The sequence below is a fragment of the Amycolatopsis sp. cmx-11-51 genome (assembly GCF_047608665.1).
GTDB lineage: Bacteria > Actinomycetota > Actinomycetes > Mycobacteriales > Pseudonocardiaceae > Amycolatopsis.
This window is the reverse complement of sequence record NZ_JADNQO010000001.1, coordinates 1704961-1720316: the sequence shown is the minus strand read 5'-3', so window position 1 is coordinate 1720316 and position 15356 is coordinate 1704961. Positions and strand designations below refer to the sequence as shown.

Genomic DNA, 15356 nt, shown 5'->3' with positions numbered 1-15356 from the left:
GGCCTTGCATGCTAGGAAGATCCTGATCGCCGCTGTTTCCGTCCTGGTCGCGGCGGGCACGCTGTCGACGGCGGGAGCACAGGCGATTCCGGGTACCGAACAACAGCGGGACCACGCGGTCGGCCGGTTCGACAAGCCGCGCGAAGGCTTCGCACCCGCCTCCACCGTCCTGCGGAACGGAGCGCCGGCAGACGTCGGTCTCGACCCGGAGCCGATCAAGGCGGCCGAGCGGTTCATCGAGAGCTGGACGAAGCCGGACGCCACCGGGCATCCGCACTTCTCCGGAGCGGTCGGCCTGCTGGCGCACGACGGCGTGGTCGTCGAGCGCCATGCCGTCGGCGGCGCCGTCCGTTACGCCGACGCGAACGGCACCGAACTGCCGCCGGAGCAGCGGGTCCCGATGCGCGCGGACACGATCTTCGACCTGGCCTCGATCTCGAAGCTGTTCACCTCCATCACGGTGATGCAGCTGGCCGAGGCCGGGAAACTGGACATCTCGGCGCCGGTGGCGCGGTATCTGCCGGAGTTCGGGGTGAAGGACAAGGAGGCCGTCACCGTCCAGCAGCTGCTCACGCACGTGTCGGGCTTCGCCGCGTCGCCGCTCCCGTCGCTGTGGGAGGGCTATCCGGACATCGCATCGCGCCGGAAGGCCGTCCTGGACAGCCCGCTGAAGAACCCACCGGGCAGTACGTACCTCTACTCCGACATCAACCTGCTGACGCTCGGCCTCCTGGTCGAGAAGCTGGCCGGGGCTCCGCTGGACAAGGTGGTCCAGGACCGCATCGCGGCTCCGCTGGGCCTGATCGACACCGGGTACAACCCGCCGGCGTCGAAGCTCGCCAGGGTCGCGGCGACCGAGTACGCCGCGAAGCCGCCGCGAGGGCTCGTACGCGGAGTGGTCCACGACGAGAACGCGTGGTCGCTGGGCGGCGTCGCCGGGCACGCTGGCGTGTTCTCCACCGCCTCCGACATGGCCGTGCTGGCGCAGACGATCCTCAACGGCGGCGCGTACCGCGGTCAGCGGATCCTGCGGCCGGAGACCGTGCGGTCGATGCTGACGAACTACAACCACAAGTTCCCCGACAACTCCCACGGGCTCGGCTACGAACTCGACCAGCCCTGGTACATGGGCGCACTGTCGGCGCCCTCGACCGCCGGTCACACCGGCTTCACCGGGACCTCGCTGGTGATCGACCCGCTGTCGAGGTCGTTCGCGATCCTGCTCACCAACCGCGTGCATCCGACGCGGAACTGGGGCTCGATCAACCTCGCCAGGGAGACTTGGGCGACCTCACTCGCGAAGGCGATGGCGGTCCGTTCCGTACGCGGCCAGGACGCCTGGTTCAGCGGCGCCAGAGACGTCTCCACGGCCACGCTCACGACACCGCCGCTACGGACCCGCGGTGGCCCGCTGAAGGTCTCCTTCGACACCTTCGTGGACACCGAGGGACCCACTGATTCGCTTTTCCTGGAAATAAGTACCGACGGCGGCGCCACGTGGAAAACGATTACTCTGCGTGCAAGCGGACCAGGCGCCCCCGCGGGTGACCAGACCGGCCTCGGCGGGCATGGTCATCGGGCTTGGTGGCGAGTCGCCGCCAAGGTGTTACAAAGCTCACAAATCGCCCTTCGATGGCGTTACACGACTGATGCCCGCTACACCGGACGCGGAATTTCTTTGGACAGTGTGAAAGTCACTGAACGCGGCCGTTCACTGCTGGACGGTGAGCAAGAGCCCGCCGCTTTTAGTGCGTCCGGGTGGGTTTTGAGCGCTAGGTAACCGGCTCGTTCCGTTGCGCTGCCTGTCTGCCCCGTTGACCGGGACGCAGCCGCTTGCGTCGCGACACTAAGTTGCCAAGTCGTTAGCTCGACCTCGTTAACGGCCTCGACCTGGTTAGCGACTTTCTGGTCAACGATTAATCGCAAATCGAATCCGCAGACACGGATAGGTTGCGATCTTCCCGAAGGGTGTGGGTAGCCTTGTCGCAAATGCCAACGGTTAGTAACTTTCCCACGGTGAGCGATACCGAATCCGTGATCGCGGGCGCACCGTCCGAGGCCTTGTCGGCGCAGCCGACAAGGGACGCTGACGCGAGCCCGCTGGTCCGGATCCGCTCACTGCTGCCTGGGCTCGCCCGGGCCGAACAGCGTGTCGCGAAAGTCGTTCTCGAAGACCCCGCGACGGTCGCACGGCGCAGCATCACCGAGGTCGCGCTCGCGGCGAACACCAGCGAAACCACCGTCACGCGGTTCTGCAAGGCGGTCGGCGTCGGCGGATATCCGCAGCTCAGGATCGCTTTGGCGGCCGACACCGCCCGCTCCGAGGCACGGTCGAGCCGTAATCTCGGCGGCGAGATCGGGCCGGAGGACGACCTGGCCGCGGTCATCGGCAAGGTCAGCTTCGCCGACGCCCGTGCCGTCGAGGAGACCGCCGACCAGCTCGACGTCCCATCGCTACAGCGCGTAATCGACGTCTTGGCCGACGCGGGCCGGGTGGACGTCTACGGCGTGGGCGCCAGCGCGTTCGTGGCCGCTGACCTGCAGCAGAAGTTGCACCGCATCGGGCGGGTCAGCTTCGCCTGGTCCGACACGCACATCATGCTGACGTCGGCCGCCGTGCTGAGCCCTGGCGACGTCGCCATCGGCATCTCCCACACGGGCGCGACCACGGACACCGTGGAGGCGTTACGGGTGGCCCGTGAGCACGGCGCGATCACCGTCGCCGTGACGAACTTCCCGCGTTCGCCGATCACCGAGGTCTCCGACCACGTGCTGACCACGGCGGCACGGGAAACGACGTTCCGCTCCGGTGCGACGGCGAGCCGCATCGCGCAGCTGACCGTCATCGACTGCCTGTTCATCGGTGTCGCGCAGCGGCACATGGACGCGTCGGTCAACGCACTCGACGCGACCAGGGACGCGGTTGGTTCGCACCGGCTGGGCGTACGGCCCGATGGCAGGCGACGGCCGCGGGAAACCGGCAAATGAGCGAAAAAGTGAGGCGCATGATGACCGTCCCACGCCAGGTGGTGCACGTCGATTCGCCAACCGAACAGCGCAATCCACGGACGACCGACATCGACCTGATGTCGACCATGGGCATCCTCGGCGCCATCAACGCCGAGGACCGCCGGGTCCCCGAAGCCGTCGCCGCGGTCCTGCCGCAGGTGGCGCGAGCGGTCGACTTCGCCGTGGAGGCGCTGCGGTCGGGGCATCGCGTGCATTACTTCGGGGCAGGCACCTCCGGCAGGCTGGCGACGTTGGACGCGGCGGAACTCGTGCCGACGTTCAACGTGCCCTCCGACTGGTTCATCGCGCATCACGCGGGCGGCACGCGCGCTCTGCGCCAAGCCGTCGAAGACGCCGAGGACGACGCGAAGGCCGGAGCCGCCGAAGTTGCCGAGGCCGTCGCACCCGGCGACTTCGTGCTCGGGCTGACGGCCTCCGGCCGGACGCCCTACGTTCTCGGCGCGCTGGCCGCGGCGAGCCGTCGCGGCGCCAGGACCGCTTTGGTCTCGGGCAATCCGGCCGCGGTGCTGCCACCCGGTGTCGATGTCCTCATCGCGGTGGACACCGGCCCCGAGGCGATCGCCGGCTCGACGCGGATGAAGGCGGGCACGGCGCAGAAGATCATCCTCACCGCGTTCTCCACCGCGACGATGATCAAGTTGGGCCGGACGTACTCGAACCTGATGGTCAGCATGCGCGCGACCAACGCGAAGCTGCGCGGACGGACCATCAGAATCCTGCGCGAGGCCACCGGGATGAGCATGGCGGACTGCTCCGACGCGCTCACCGAGGCCGAAGGCGACCTCAAGGTCGCGCTGGTCCATCTGCTGTCCGGCGAAGACGTCGCGAACGCGGCGAAGGCGCTGGCGGCCAGTGACGGCCACGTCCGCAAGGCTCTCGACTCCCTGCGGGTGCGCGCGAGCTGAAAATCACCGATTGCCCGTCACCTGCTCATCTGCTGAGGCTCTCGGGTATTCGCGACTGAGAGGTCGGGTTGTCACGAGCACCGGCGGACAGCCCCGTTCGGCGCCACGGGCGTTTTCGGCATCGGCCTCGGCGTCACCGCTTTCGTGCTCTCGGTAGGTTTCTGGTTCTCTCTCGTCCTCGTCCTGTGCCTGCTGTTGTCGCTCGGGTCCGTGCGCTTGCCGGCGCCGTCAAGGACGACTCACCGTCGTAGCACGAGGCGGCCGGGTTGATCGGGACGTCCGTTTGACGGTGTTCCTGTACCTGATCGGGATCCACCGTGCTGAGCCTGGACTACGTCGGCTACGCGGTCGTAGCGCTCTTCGTGCTTACGTGGGCCCTCGCGCTCCTCGTATGGTGCTTCGCGCGTATCAAGGAGCGCTGGTCGGCCCGAATCCCCGTCAAGTAGTCCTCTGACCTGTGAAAAGAGAGCAAGGGACCTTTACTATCACTTACTTAGCATACCTAAGCGAACGATAGCAAAGGTCCCTTGCTACCGCTTTGGATCAGGCGGGCCGGGGCGCCTGGGCGCGCGAAGGCAGCGAAAGCGCGAAGGCGAGCAGAGCGACGAAGGCGGCAACGGGACCGACCCACCAGATACCCGCCGAGGACAGGACGACGCCACCCAGCGCGGCCCCGAGGGCACCACCGCCGTAGATCGCGGAACCGTTGAGCCCCAAAGCGACCGTCGGCGCGTCGGGTGCCAGCGAGAACAACCGGTGCTGCTGCGGCACCATCAGCATCCCGCCGAACACCCCCGAAGCCAGCGCGAGGACCAGCGCGCCGGGCAAGCTCAGCACGGCGACGTCCACCAGCGCGAGCGTCACCGTCGACCCGGCGAGCGAGATCGACCGGACCCGTGCGGAGCCGAGGGTGTCGGTCGCCCTGCCCGCGAAGGCGTTGCCCACGATCTGCCCGATCCCGAAACCGACGAGCAGCCATGAAATCATCGCGCCCGCGGCAACCGGAGCGACTAAAACCGGTAGGTACACGAAGGCCGCGAAGCCCGCTGCGGTACCGAGAACGCTCACGCCCAGCACGCGCGCGATCGGCGGTCGCACGACGATGGCGAGCCTGTCGCGCAAGGTCGCCGTCGGCATCCGGATCGCGGGCAGCAGCGGCACGAGCAACGTCACGATCACCGCCACCGCACCGATCCCCCACATCACCGCGCGCCAGCCGAACCAGTTCCCGGCTAGCACCCCGATCGGCACACCGAGCACCATCGACACACTCATCCCGGCGGAAACGGTGGCCAGAGCGCGGCCGCGCCGCTCGTCCGACGCCAGGGCACCGGCGAGGACATAGGCGTTGGACTGGAACGCGGCGGCGCCCAGCGCGGCCAGCACGCGAGCGACGGCGACCACGGCGAAGGACTCGCCGATCGCCTGACCGGCCATGCCGATCGTGAACAGCACCATCCCGGCACCGAGCACCCAGCGCCGGTCGAGCCGTCCGGTGAAAGCGGCGATGAGTGGCGACGAGACCGCGTAGGTCACTGCGAAAACGGTGGTCAGCTGGCCTGCGACGGCCTCGGAAACGCGCAGGTCGGCGGCGATGGTGGACAGCAGCCCGTTCAGGACGAATCCGTCGGTGCCGACGGTGAACGTCCCGACGGCGAGTACCAGCAGAGCCCCCAGAGCGAGCCGATCATTTGATGATCGTCGAATCGTCACGGGAGGTATAGTGGCCGGTCTATTCGATGACTGTCAAACAGTTGGAGCGAAGTGAGCAGCACGCTGCCACAACCGGCGACCGGCGAGATCGAGATCGTGCCGGTGCTCCAGGCGCTCGCGGATCCCGTGCGCCTGGAGCTGATCCGCGCCCTGCGAAGCAACCCTTCGCCGCGAAGCTGCGCCATCACCGAGTACGACGTCGAGATCAGCGCGCCGACGCTCTCCCACCACTGGAAGGTCCTGCGCGAGGCCGGCCTGACGACGACGTTCGTCGAAGGCCGGACCCGCTGGGTCGAGCTACGGACCGAGGACATCCACGAGCGGTTCCCTGGACTACTGGACGCCGTCCTCGCCTAGCCGCCACTTCGCCGCGAGTTCTCCCGCGGCGCACACGCCGACGTCGGTCCGCTGCTCGGAAAGCTCGCGCATGTTCATGGGAGCGACCGTGTAGTCCGCGGTCCCGTGCCAGACGCTGACCGGCGAACGCGAACCCGTGCTCACGGCCCGGACCTTGTCACCCCACTGCTTCGGCGTCAGATCCTTGCCGGGATTCATGCACGAGTACGCGTCGACCATCGAAGCCGCGCACCCATACGGCAGGCCGGCGACGACCCCGCCGCCCGCGAACAGTTCCGGTTACGCCGCCTGCCGACAGACCGGTCACGCAGGTCCGGCTTCCGGTCGCGTACCGCACCATCTGCGCGATCGATTCCGCCTCCCCGGCCCCGCGCTCCCTGTCGCCCGCCTGGAACCAGTTGAAACATTGCTGAAGTTGTTCACCGAAACCTATTGCGGCAGAACGAGTTTGAACCGCAGCTTCGTGAAGCGCTCACCGAGTGGAATTCGCGGATCGCCGAGCGGGGCCAGGCCTGAACGCGGCGCTACTACCGGATCCTGGACGGCAACCACGTCGACGGCCTGTACGACCTCCATTCGGACAAGCTACGCCCCGTCGGGCCTTGTTCCGCACTGCTTTCACCGCACTCGAAAGCTGGTTCGACGAACGGTGACCTCGTGACCACTTGCGCACTAAGCTGATCGTATGGAATTCCAGGACGTCGTACGACGCCGTCGCATGGTCCGGAAGTTCACCGACGAACCCGTCGCGGACGAGAGCCTGCGGCGCATCCTGCGCAACGCGCTTCGCGGACCGTCAGCCGGTTTCTCGCAGGGGCAAGGATTTCTTGTCCTCACCGGGGAAGAACTCAAGCGATTTTGGGAGTTCGCGGCCAGCTGGGCGCCCTCGTCGGTGACGACGGCACCCGGTCGCGATCGTGCCCCTGTCGGTCAAAAACGCCTACCTCGACCGCTATGCCAAGCCGGACAAGGGTTTCACCGCGGGAGACGACTCGTGGTGGCGCGTACCCTACTGGGACGTCGACACCGGGATGGCGGCGATGCTGATCCTCCAGACCGCGGTGGACGAGGGACTTGGCGCGGTGTTCTTCGGGCTCGCACCGGAAAGCGTCGAGCGTGTCCACAGCGAGTTCGGGGTGCCCGAGGATCACGACCCGATCGGCGTCATCGCGCTCGGCCACGGTGACGAACCCGGTCCGTCGCCCGGCTCGTCGGCGACAACGGTACGGCGCCGCGACTTCTCCGAGGTCATCCGCTTCGGTCATTGGTGAGACGGTGCAGCCTGAGCGCGAGCTGGAGTTCCAGCGCGCGCTCGGGCGACTGCCACGCCTCGCCCAGCAGCGACGCGATGCGGTCCAGTCGCTGCACGACGGTGTTGACGTGCACGTGAAGCAGGTCCTTTGCCCGCGTCAAGTTACCGCCACAGGCGAAATACGCCCGAAGGGTGCCGATCAGATCCGTGCCGCGCCGTTCGTCGTAGTCGAGCACCGGACCGATCGTGGCCGTCACGTACGCGTCGAGATCGGCGTGTTCGCCGAGAAGCAGCCCGACGAACCCGAGGTCGGCCATGCTCGCGCCTTCGCCCGCCCGGCCGAGGGCCAGCAACGACGCGACACATCGCGCCGCTTCGGCGTGCGCTTCGGCCAGCGCCCGCGGGGAAGTCGCCGGGCCCGCCGCGCCCACCGTCACCGGACAGTCCACTGTGGACGTCAGTTCGGCAGCGACCGACCTGGCCAGCGCCCCGGCATCCACTCCTCGGACCAGCAGGACGACCTCGTCGGCGTGGACGCCGACCAGAGCCGCGTGCCGAGCGGCGGCCATGGCCAGCCGCCGCCGGGAGACGTCGTCGGAATGCACGATCAACACCGCGTGCGATATCGACAAATCGACTCCAAGGCGACGGCCTCGTGCCAGCAACGCGGCGGGATTGCGGCCGGGCGCGGTGAGCAGGTCCGACAACAATTCCCCACGCACCTCGTCCTCGGCCCGCGCGACCGAACGCCGTTGCATCAGCAGCACCGCGGTGACCACACCCGCCCGCTCGAACAGCCGCCGGTCGGCCTCGCCGAGCGACCTCCCGCCGCCCAGCACCAGGCTGCCGAGGAATTCTTGCCCCGCCTGGACGGCGCACACCCAGCCATCCTCAGTGGACACCGCGCGCCCACTGGCCCGCGACGCCGAGACCGCGGTCCGTGACAGGCGCGGCTCACCGGCTGTCGAGGCCAGTACGGCGCCATCGGCGTCGAAAACGGCGATCCCACCACCAAGCACGCCGGCCACCGCGGCGGCGACCTCGGCCAGATCACCGCCTCGCAGCACGAGATCCATCAGCCGGTCGTGCGCTTCTTCGGCGCGGCGCATCGCGTCGTTGTGCGCGCTGATCGTCGCGTTGGCGGCGTTCAGCTCGGCGACCGCGCGGCGGGTCTCATCGAGCAGATGCGCGTTGTCCAGCGCGATCGCCGCGTGGTCGGCCAGCGAGGAAAGCAGCGCGACCTCTTCCGGGCTGAACTCCCGCGTGGCCCGGTCCGAGGCGAACAGCACCCCGATCACCTTGCTGCCGATCGCCAGCGGTACCCCGAGGATCGCGGTCAGCCCCTCGTCGAGCACACCGGTGTCGATCGACGAGGTGTGGTGGAACCGTTTGTCGTTGAAGTAATCCGCTGTGGCGTACGGCCGCGCGGTCTGCGCGACCAGCCCGCCGAGCCCCTCGCCCATCCCCAGCACGATGCCCTGGAACAGTGCGGAAACCGACCCGTCGGTCACGCGGACGTAGGTGTTGCCCTCGGTTTCGTCGTTGAGGCTGAGGTAGGAGACGTCCACTCCGAGCAGCGCCCGCGCCCGCCGCACGATCGACCGCAGGACGGCGTCCGGATCGTCCAGCCGCGCGAGGTCGCTTGCCGTGTCGAACAGCGCGGCCAGCTCCGCCTCCCGCCGCCGGTGCTCGGCGACGGTGTCCCGGATCCGCAGCGCCAGCTCGGTGGCCTTCGGGTCGACAGGGACGTGCGCCAGCTGCTCGCTGCCCGCCCCGGAGGCGAGCAGTTCGAGCAGCCGGCGCAACTGCGAGGAACTGTCCACAACGGTCATGCTGGCACGTGACCGCGCTTCGTGAGAACTTCGGAGTGCAGGGATTCCCCCTTCGTCTCACGGGCGACGAGCAGCGCGATCACGGTCAGCACGCACATCGCGACGACGTAGAGCGAGACCGGGACCGTGCTGCCGAACTCCTTGAACAACGCGACCGCGATGAGCGGCGCCACCGCGCCCGCGGCGATCGACGACAGCTGCCCGCCGACCGACAGGCCGGTGTAGCGGACCCGCGTCGGGAACTGCTCGGAGAAGAACGCGGCCTGCGGGCCGTACATCGCGCCGTGCAGCACCAGTCCGACTGTCGTGGCGAGAATGATGAAACCGGAATTCTTGGTGTCGAGCATCGCGAAGAACGCGAAACTCCATACCGCCATGCCGATCGCACCGAACAGATACACCGGACGACGTCCGATCCGGTCGGAAAGAGTGCCCCACAAGGGAATGGTCACGAAATGCACGGCCGAACCGATGAGCACCGCGTTGAGTCCCGCCGATTTCGGCAGACCCAGACCGGTGGTGACGTAAACGAGAATGAACGCGGTGATCACGTAGTACGAAACGTTCTCCGCCATTCGCGAACCGATCGTGATCAGCACCGCGCGCCAGTTGTTCCGGAACACCTCTACGACTGGCGCGTGCTCGGGCTCGCTCTTCTCTTTTGCCGCCAAGAAAACTGGCGATTCGCTGACCGCGAGCCTGATCCACAACCCGATCACCACGAGAACACCGGAAAGCAGGAACGGGATCCGCCAGCCCCAGCTGAGGAACGCCTCGTCGGACTGCGTCGCCGCGAGGATCGCGAGGACGGCCGTCGCGAGCAGGTTCCCGCCAGGCGCACCGCACTGCGGCCACGACGCCCAGAACCCACGGCGCTTGTCGTCACCGTGTTCGGAGACGATCAGCACCGCGCCGCCCCATTCGCCGCCGAGCGCGAAACCCTGCACCAGCCGCAGCGACGTGAGCAGGATCGGCGCCAGGACGCCGACGGTCGCGTACGTCGGGAGGATGCCCATCGCGCAGGTCGAACCACCCATCAGCAGCAGGCTCAGCACCAGCAGCTTCTTGCGGCCGAGCCGGTCCCCGAAGTGCCCGAACACCAGCCCGCCGATCGGCCGCGCGAGGAAACCCACGGCGTAGGTGAGGAAGGCGAGCAGCGTGCCGGTCAGCGGATCGTTGGTGGGGAAGAACAGTTTGCCGAACACCAGCGCCGCGGCGGAGGTGTAGAGGAAGAAGTCGTACCACTCGATCGTCGTACCGATCAGGCTGGCGCTGACGACCTTCGCGATCGAGCCGCGGTTCTGCGTGGTCACCGGGCGTTCCTTTCCTTGGGGTTTCACGCGGCGGTCCAGCCGCCGTCGAGGGGGATCGAGGTACCCGTGACATGGGCGGCGTGGTCGCCGGAGAGCCAGAGCACGCAAGCGGCGACGTCGGCGGGTTCGATGAGCCGCTTGATCGCCGAGCGGCGCAGCAGGACCTGCTTGATGACGGCGTCGCGTTCGAGTCCGTATTCTTCGGCCTGCGCCTGGAGCTGGCCCGTGACCAGCGGGGTCCGGACGTAGCCGGGGCTGACGCAGTTGCTGGTCACGCCGTGTTCCGCGCCTTCGAGCGCGGTGACCTTGGAGAGTCCCTCGAGCGCGTGCTTCGCGGTGACGTACGCGGATTTGAACGGACTCGCGCGCAGGCCGTGGACGCTGGACATGTTGACGACGCGCCCCCAGCCGCGGTCGTACATCCGCGGCAGCACGTGGCGGATGAGCAGGAACGGCGCGGTCACCATGAGCGATTGGAGCCGGGTGAACGTCTCCGGCGGGAACTCGTGGATCGGTGCGATGTGCTGGAATCCGGCGTTGTTGACGAGGATGTCGATCTCGGACGGGAGGGTCTCGATGGCCTGGCCGTCGGTGAGGTCGACGACGTGGGCGATGCCGTCGACCTCGGCGGCCACCTTCTCGACGGCGTCGTCGATGTCGACGAGGTGGACCTTGGCCCCGGCCTCGGCGAGCGCTCCGGCGCAGGCCAGGCCGATGCCGCTCGCCGCACCCGTGACCAGGGCGGACTTACCTGCCAGATCGCTGTGATACGCAGCACTCATGCCGGACGACGTTAGGTCGCCCCGCACACTTAAGCCATGTGGCTACGCGCTACACCTGCTCAAGGTTCGATATGCGCTGCCCACACCCCCGCAATTCGTCCTCTAGTTGCGGTAGTTGGTAGTACGAACGACCGCAACCAGAGGACGAAACGCGGGGTTAGCCGGCGGCGTCCGAGATCGACCTCGCCTCGCGAGCACCGGCCTCGAAGGCTTCGCAAGAGAAGAGCAGCCAAGCCCGGACGCCTTCGGGAGTCCCAGCACTGAAGGCCGCAGCGGCTTCGAGGTACTTCGGCACACGCCGGAAGTACGCGACCTCAGGCACCGTCAGTGCCTTCGGGTCCAGCCCCGTCGCCACCGCCGAAAGCCGGGCCGCCGCCCGCGCGACGACACCGTCCGCGGAGCCGAAAGGCCGCAGTGCCAACAGTTCCCCGTGCACGACAGCGGTCAGCACCGGCCCCGGGACCGACGTCGCGCCGGTGACCAGTTGCGCCAGCATCTCCAGGCGCGGGCCGACATCGCCCGACGACCGCGGCCGCCCCAGTGCGTCGGGATCCGCCACCAGGTCCGACGCGGCGAGAAGGTGCAGTCGCGCCAACGCCTGCAGCGGCGCACGACGCCACGTCGGGAGCAGGCCCTCCAACGCTTCCGCGACGCGCAGCGCGCCTGCCAGCACCGGATCGGACACCTCGCCGGATTCCGGTAGTTCGGGCGCGGCACCTTCGATCCCGGCCGACGCCCGCGCGGACCGCACGGACGCTTCGGCGGCCGTGGCCGCGCCGCCGCGCAGGTTCGCGGGCAGCCGGTGGACGGCGAACACCGCGTCCTGCGCCGATTTCGCGGCCGCCGCGACGCCTTCGAGGTCCAGCAGCGGCTTCAGCGGGTCGGTCATGCGTCCAGCACCTGGCCCGCGCGCCGCACCACGGGCGCCTGCACCGACCACGGGAAGTTGATCCACAGATCCGTAGGCTTCCAGACGTACTCGCATTTGACCTCGGAGCGCGGCTTCTCGTAGACGACCGCGCAACGCACCTCGGCGACGTGGTCGGCGCAGAAGTCGCGAACCAGCTTCAAGGTCGCGCCGGTGTCCGCGACGTCGTCGGCGACGAGCACCTTCTTCTTCGTCAGGTCGACGACGTTCGGCACCGGCGGCAACATCGCCGGCAGGTCGAGACGCTGGTCGACGCCGGTGTAGAACTCGACGTTCATCACGTGCAGGTTCTTCACGTCCAGCGCGTAGCCGAGCCCGCCGGCGACGAACAGCCCGCCGCGCGCGATCGACAGGATCAGGTCCGGCTCGAAGCCGTCGTCGGCCACGGCCTGTGCCAGTTCCCTGCTGGCCGTCCCGAACAACTCCCAGGTGAGCTCTTCCCGCTCCTCGGCCATGCTGCCTCGCCTTCTCGATCGTTCCCGCGAGCATAGGCAACGACTCAGTGGCCTTCTCGAATGCTTCGAAACTGGCTATCCAGCAAGGCCAATGCCGGACGTAGCGTCAAGATCGTGAACGTCTGGAACGACCACGCGACCCTGGCGGGAGAACGTGTCCGCCTCGAACCGCTCACCCGCGACCACGCGAAGGGCCTGTTCGAAGCCGGATCCGACCCGGCGATCTGGACCTGGCTCAGCCTTCGGCGGCCGCGGGACCTCGCCGCGGCCGAAGCGATGGTCGACGGCATCCTCGCCGACACCGACCGCCGCGCCTGGGCGCAGATCGACGCGCACACCGGCGAGGTCGCGGGCACGACGTCGTTCTACGCGATGAACGCGCGCCACAAGATCCTTTCGCTCGGCTACACCTGGATCGGTTCCGCGTGGCAGCGGACCGGCCTCAACCGCGAGTCGAAAATCTTGTTGCTGCGCCACGCTTTCGACGACCTCGGCGCGAACCGTGTCGCGTGGGAGACCGACATCCGCAACCTGAAGTCACAGAAGGCGATCGAACGCCTCGGTGCGCAACGCGAGGGCGTGCTGCGCGCACATCGCGTCCGGCCCGACGGAACCGTCCGTGACACCGTCGTCTACTCCCTCACCGGACCAGAATGGCCGGCGGTCCGTACCGCTTTGTCCTCAAGCGGATGAATGCCGCGCACAAACCGCGATGCAACCTTTTACTTCGCGTCCTAACGTCGATAGCGTGCCAACGGGCGTAAAGACACGCGAATCACAGGAGGCATCGCACCATGACCGAGCAGTCGCCGGCGCTGGACAATTTGCTCACGGAGAGCAGGACCTTCCCCCCGAGCGAGGCTTTCAGCGCGCAAGCGAATGCCACCGCCGACTTCTACGCCGAAGCCGACGCGGACTCCGAAGCGTTCTGGGCCAAGCAGGCCGAGCGCCTCCACTGGGACACCAAGTGGTCGCAGGTACTGGACTGGACCAATGCGCCGGTCGCGAAGTGGTTCGTGGGCGGGAAGCTGAACGTCGCCTACAACTGTGTCGACCGCCATGTCGCCGACGGCCACGGCGAGCAGGTCGCGATCCACTGGGTCGGCGAGCCCGGTGACAGCCGCGACATCACGTACGCGCAGTTGAAGGACGAGGTCTCCAAGGCCGCGAACGCCTTCGAGTCCCTCGGCCTCGCCGCTGGCGACCGGGTCGCCATCCAGATGCCGATGGTCCCCGAAGCGATCGTCGCGATGCTCGCGTGCGCCCGCATCGGCGTTCTGCACAGTGTCGTCTTCGGTGGTTTTTCCCCGACAGCACTGCGATCCCGGGTGGACGACCAAGCGGCGAAGATCGTCATCACCACCGACGGCCAGTACCGCCGCGGCAAGGCCGCCCCGATGAAGGCGAATGTCGACGAAGCTCTCGAAGGCGCCGAATCGGTCGAGAAGGTCATCGTCGTCCGCCGCACCGGCGACGAGGTGCCCATCACCGAAGGCCGCGACCTCTGGTGGCACGAACTGGTCGACAGTCAGTCCGTGGAGCACGCCCCGCAGGCGTTCGACTCCGAGCACCCGCTTTTCATCCTCTACACCTCCGGCACAACCGGTAAGCCGAAAGGCATCCTGCACACCTCCGGCGGCTACCTGACCCAGGCGGCGTACACGCATCACAACGTCTTCGACCACAAGGCGGGCGAAGACGTCTACTGGTGCACCGCCGACATCGGCTGGATCACCGGGCACACCTACATCGTGTACGGGCCGCTGGCGAACCGGACGACGCAGGTCGTCTACGAAGGCACGCCGAACACGCCGCACGAGGGCCGCCACTGGGAGATCGTCCAGCGGCACAAGGTCTCCATCTACTACACCGCGCCCACGTTGATCCGCACGTTCATGAAGTGGGGCAACGAGATCCCGGAGAAGTACGACCTCTCCTCGCTGCGCGTGCTCGGCAGCGTCGGCGAACCGATCAACCCCGAGGCGTGGATCTGGTACCGCGAGAACGTCGGCGCCGACTCCGCGCCGATCGTCGACACCTGGTGGCAGACCGAGACCGGCGGGATCATGATTTCGCCGCTGCCGGGTGTCACCGCCACGAAACCCGGCTCCGCGCAGAAGGCGCTGCCGGGCATCTCGGCGAAGGTCGTCGACGACCAGGGCAACGAGGTCGGCAAGGGTGGCGGCGGTTACCTGGTGCTCGACAAGCCGTGGCCGGGGATGCTGCGTGGCATCTGGGGCGACGAGCAGCGTTTCCGTGAGACGTACTGGTCGCGCTTCGCCGACCAGGGCTACTACTTCGCCGGTGACGGCGCGAAGTACGACGCCGACGGCGACATCTGGCTGCTGGGCCGGGTCGACGACGTGATGAACGTGTCGGGCCACCGCATCTCGACCACCGAAGTCGAGTCCGCGCTGGTCTCGCACCCGACGGTCGCCGAGGCCGCCGTCGTCGGCGCGACCGACCCGACCACCGGACAGGGCATCGTCGCGTTCGTCATCCTGCGCGGAAACGCGGTCGACGGCGGCGACAAGGCTGTGCAGGAACTGCGCGACCACGTCGCCAAGGAGATCGGGCCGATCGCGAAGCCGCGGCAGATCCTGGTCGTGCAGGAACTGCCGAAGACGCGTTCCGGCAAGATCATGCGCCGCCTGCTGCGCGACGTGGCCGAGAACCGCCAGGTCGGCGATGTCACCACGCTGGCCGACTCGTCGGTGATGGACCTGATCTCTTCGGGTCTGAAGTCCGGCAAGTCCGAGGAGTAGCTCCAGCGCGTGTGATGAACGGGG

The 15356-nt window shown here is 67.8% G+C and carries 13 protein-coding genes and 1 pseudogene; 7 read left to right on the top strand and 7 right to left on the bottom strand.

Annotation, left to right across the window (positions count from 1 at the left end):
* Nucleotides 1-4: 4 nt before the first annotated feature.
* The 3 genes from ACM6LU_RS08720 (at nucleotide 5) to ACM6LU_RS08710 (ending at nucleotide 3935) form a co-directional block, all read left to right on the top strand.
* Nucleotides 5-1780: a serine hydrolase gene (locus tag ACM6LU_RS08720; RefSeq protein WP_414937014.1), complete on the top strand. Its 1776-nt coding sequence runs from the start codon at nucleotides 5-7 to the stop codon at nucleotides 1778-1780.
* 209 nt (nucleotides 1781-1989) lie between these two features.
* A complete protein-coding gene (locus tag ACM6LU_RS08715) occupies nucleotides 1990-2988 on the top strand; it encodes a MurR/RpiR family transcriptional regulator (RefSeq protein ID WP_414937013.1) in 999 nt (332 codons plus the stop codon).
* Nucleotides 2989-3005: 17 nt separating this feature from the next.
* Complete coding sequence (locus ACM6LU_RS08710) at nucleotides 3006-3935, top strand: N-acetylmuramic acid 6-phosphate etherase (protein WP_414937133.1); 930 nt, start codon at nucleotides 3006-3008, stop codon at nucleotides 3933-3935.
* 543 nt (nucleotides 3936-4478) lie between these two features.
* Here the strand turns inward: ACM6LU_RS08710 and ACM6LU_RS08705 are convergent.
* Nucleotides 4479-5648, bottom strand: coding sequence for an MFS transporter (locus ACM6LU_RS08705; protein WP_414937012.1), 1170 nt, complete (start codon nucleotides 5646-5648; stop codon nucleotides 4479-4481).
* A 51-nt stretch (nucleotides 5649-5699) separates the two neighbouring features.
* Here ACM6LU_RS08705 and ACM6LU_RS08700 point away from each other — a divergent pair, with 51 nt between their 5' ends.
* Nucleotides 5700-6005 carry an ArsR/SmtB family transcription factor gene (locus tag ACM6LU_RS08700; RefSeq protein ID WP_414937011.1) on the top strand — a complete coding sequence of 102 codons (306 nt, stop codon included), beginning with the start codon at nucleotides 5700-5702 and terminating at the stop codon, nucleotides 6003-6005.
* On the opposite strand, the gene ACM6LU_RS08695 is transcribed toward ACM6LU_RS08700, so the two are convergent.
* On the bottom strand, nucleotides 5982-6224 hold the full coding sequence (locus tag ACM6LU_RS08695; protein ID WP_414937010.1) for a hypothetical protein: 243 nt from the start codon (nucleotides 6222-6224) through the stop codon (nucleotides 5982-5984). The genes ACM6LU_RS08700 and ACM6LU_RS08695 overlap by 24 nt on opposite strands.
* A 466-nt stretch (nucleotides 6225-6690) precedes the next feature.
* On the opposite strand from ACM6LU_RS08695, the pseudogene ACM6LU_RS08690 reads away from it, so the two are divergent.
* A pseudogene (locus ACM6LU_RS08690) lies at nucleotides 6691-7276 on the top strand (nitroreductase family protein).
* Here ACM6LU_RS08690 and ACM6LU_RS08685 read toward each other — a convergent pair.
* The 5 genes from ACM6LU_RS08685 to ACM6LU_RS08665 all read right to left on the bottom strand — a co-directional run bounded on the left by ACM6LU_RS08685 (nucleotide 7254) and on the right by ACM6LU_RS08665 (nucleotide 12567).
* Nucleotides 7254-9089 carry a helix-turn-helix domain-containing protein gene (locus ACM6LU_RS08685; RefSeq protein WP_414937009.1) on the bottom strand — a complete coding sequence of 612 codons (1836 nt, stop codon included), beginning with the start codon at nucleotides 9087-9089 and terminating at the stop codon, nucleotides 7254-7256. The pseudogene ACM6LU_RS08690 and the gene ACM6LU_RS08685 sit on opposite strands and share 23 nt — an antisense overlap.
* On the bottom strand, nucleotides 9086-10402 hold the full coding sequence (locus tag ACM6LU_RS08680; RefSeq protein WP_414937008.1) for an MFS transporter: 1317 nt from the start codon (nucleotides 10400-10402) through the stop codon (nucleotides 9086-9088). Before ACM6LU_RS08680 ends, ACM6LU_RS08685 begins: the two co-directional genes overlap by 4 nt.
* Before the next feature lie 23 nt (nucleotides 10403-10425).
* Nucleotides 10426-11184 (bottom strand): 3-hydroxybutyrate dehydrogenase, encoded by a 759-nt coding sequence (locus ACM6LU_RS08675; protein ID WP_414937007.1) that lies wholly within the window; start codon nucleotides 11182-11184, stop codon nucleotides 10426-10428.
* 157 nt (nucleotides 11185-11341) lie between these two features.
* Entirely contained in the window at nucleotides 11342-12073 is a 732-nt protein-coding gene (locus ACM6LU_RS08670; RefSeq protein ID WP_414937006.1) for an oxidoreductase, read from the bottom strand.
* Nucleotides 12070-12567 carry a phosphoribosyltransferase gene (locus ACM6LU_RS08665; RefSeq protein WP_414937005.1) on the bottom strand — a complete coding sequence of 166 codons (498 nt, stop codon included), beginning with the start codon at nucleotides 12565-12567 and terminating at the stop codon, nucleotides 12070-12072. Before ACM6LU_RS08665 ends, ACM6LU_RS08670 begins: the two co-directional genes overlap by 4 nt.
* A gap of 114 nt (nucleotides 12568-12681) precedes the next feature.
* Here ACM6LU_RS08665 and ACM6LU_RS08660 point away from each other — a divergent pair, with 114 nt between their 5' ends.
* Both ACM6LU_RS08660 and acs read left to right on the top strand, forming a co-directional pair.
* The gene (locus tag ACM6LU_RS08660) at nucleotides 12682-13260 is read left to right on the top strand and encodes a GNAT family N-acetyltransferase (protein ID WP_414937004.1); all 579 of its coding nucleotides are present in this window, start codon (nucleotides 12682-12684) and stop codon (nucleotides 13258-13260) included.
* A gap of 101 nt (nucleotides 13261-13361) precedes the next feature.
* Nucleotides 13362-15332 (top strand): acetate--CoA ligase, encoded by a 1971-nt coding sequence (gene acs / locus ACM6LU_RS08655; protein WP_414937003.1) that lies wholly within the window; start codon nucleotides 13362-13364, stop codon nucleotides 15330-15332.
* Nucleotides 15333-15356: the final 24 nt, after the last annotated feature.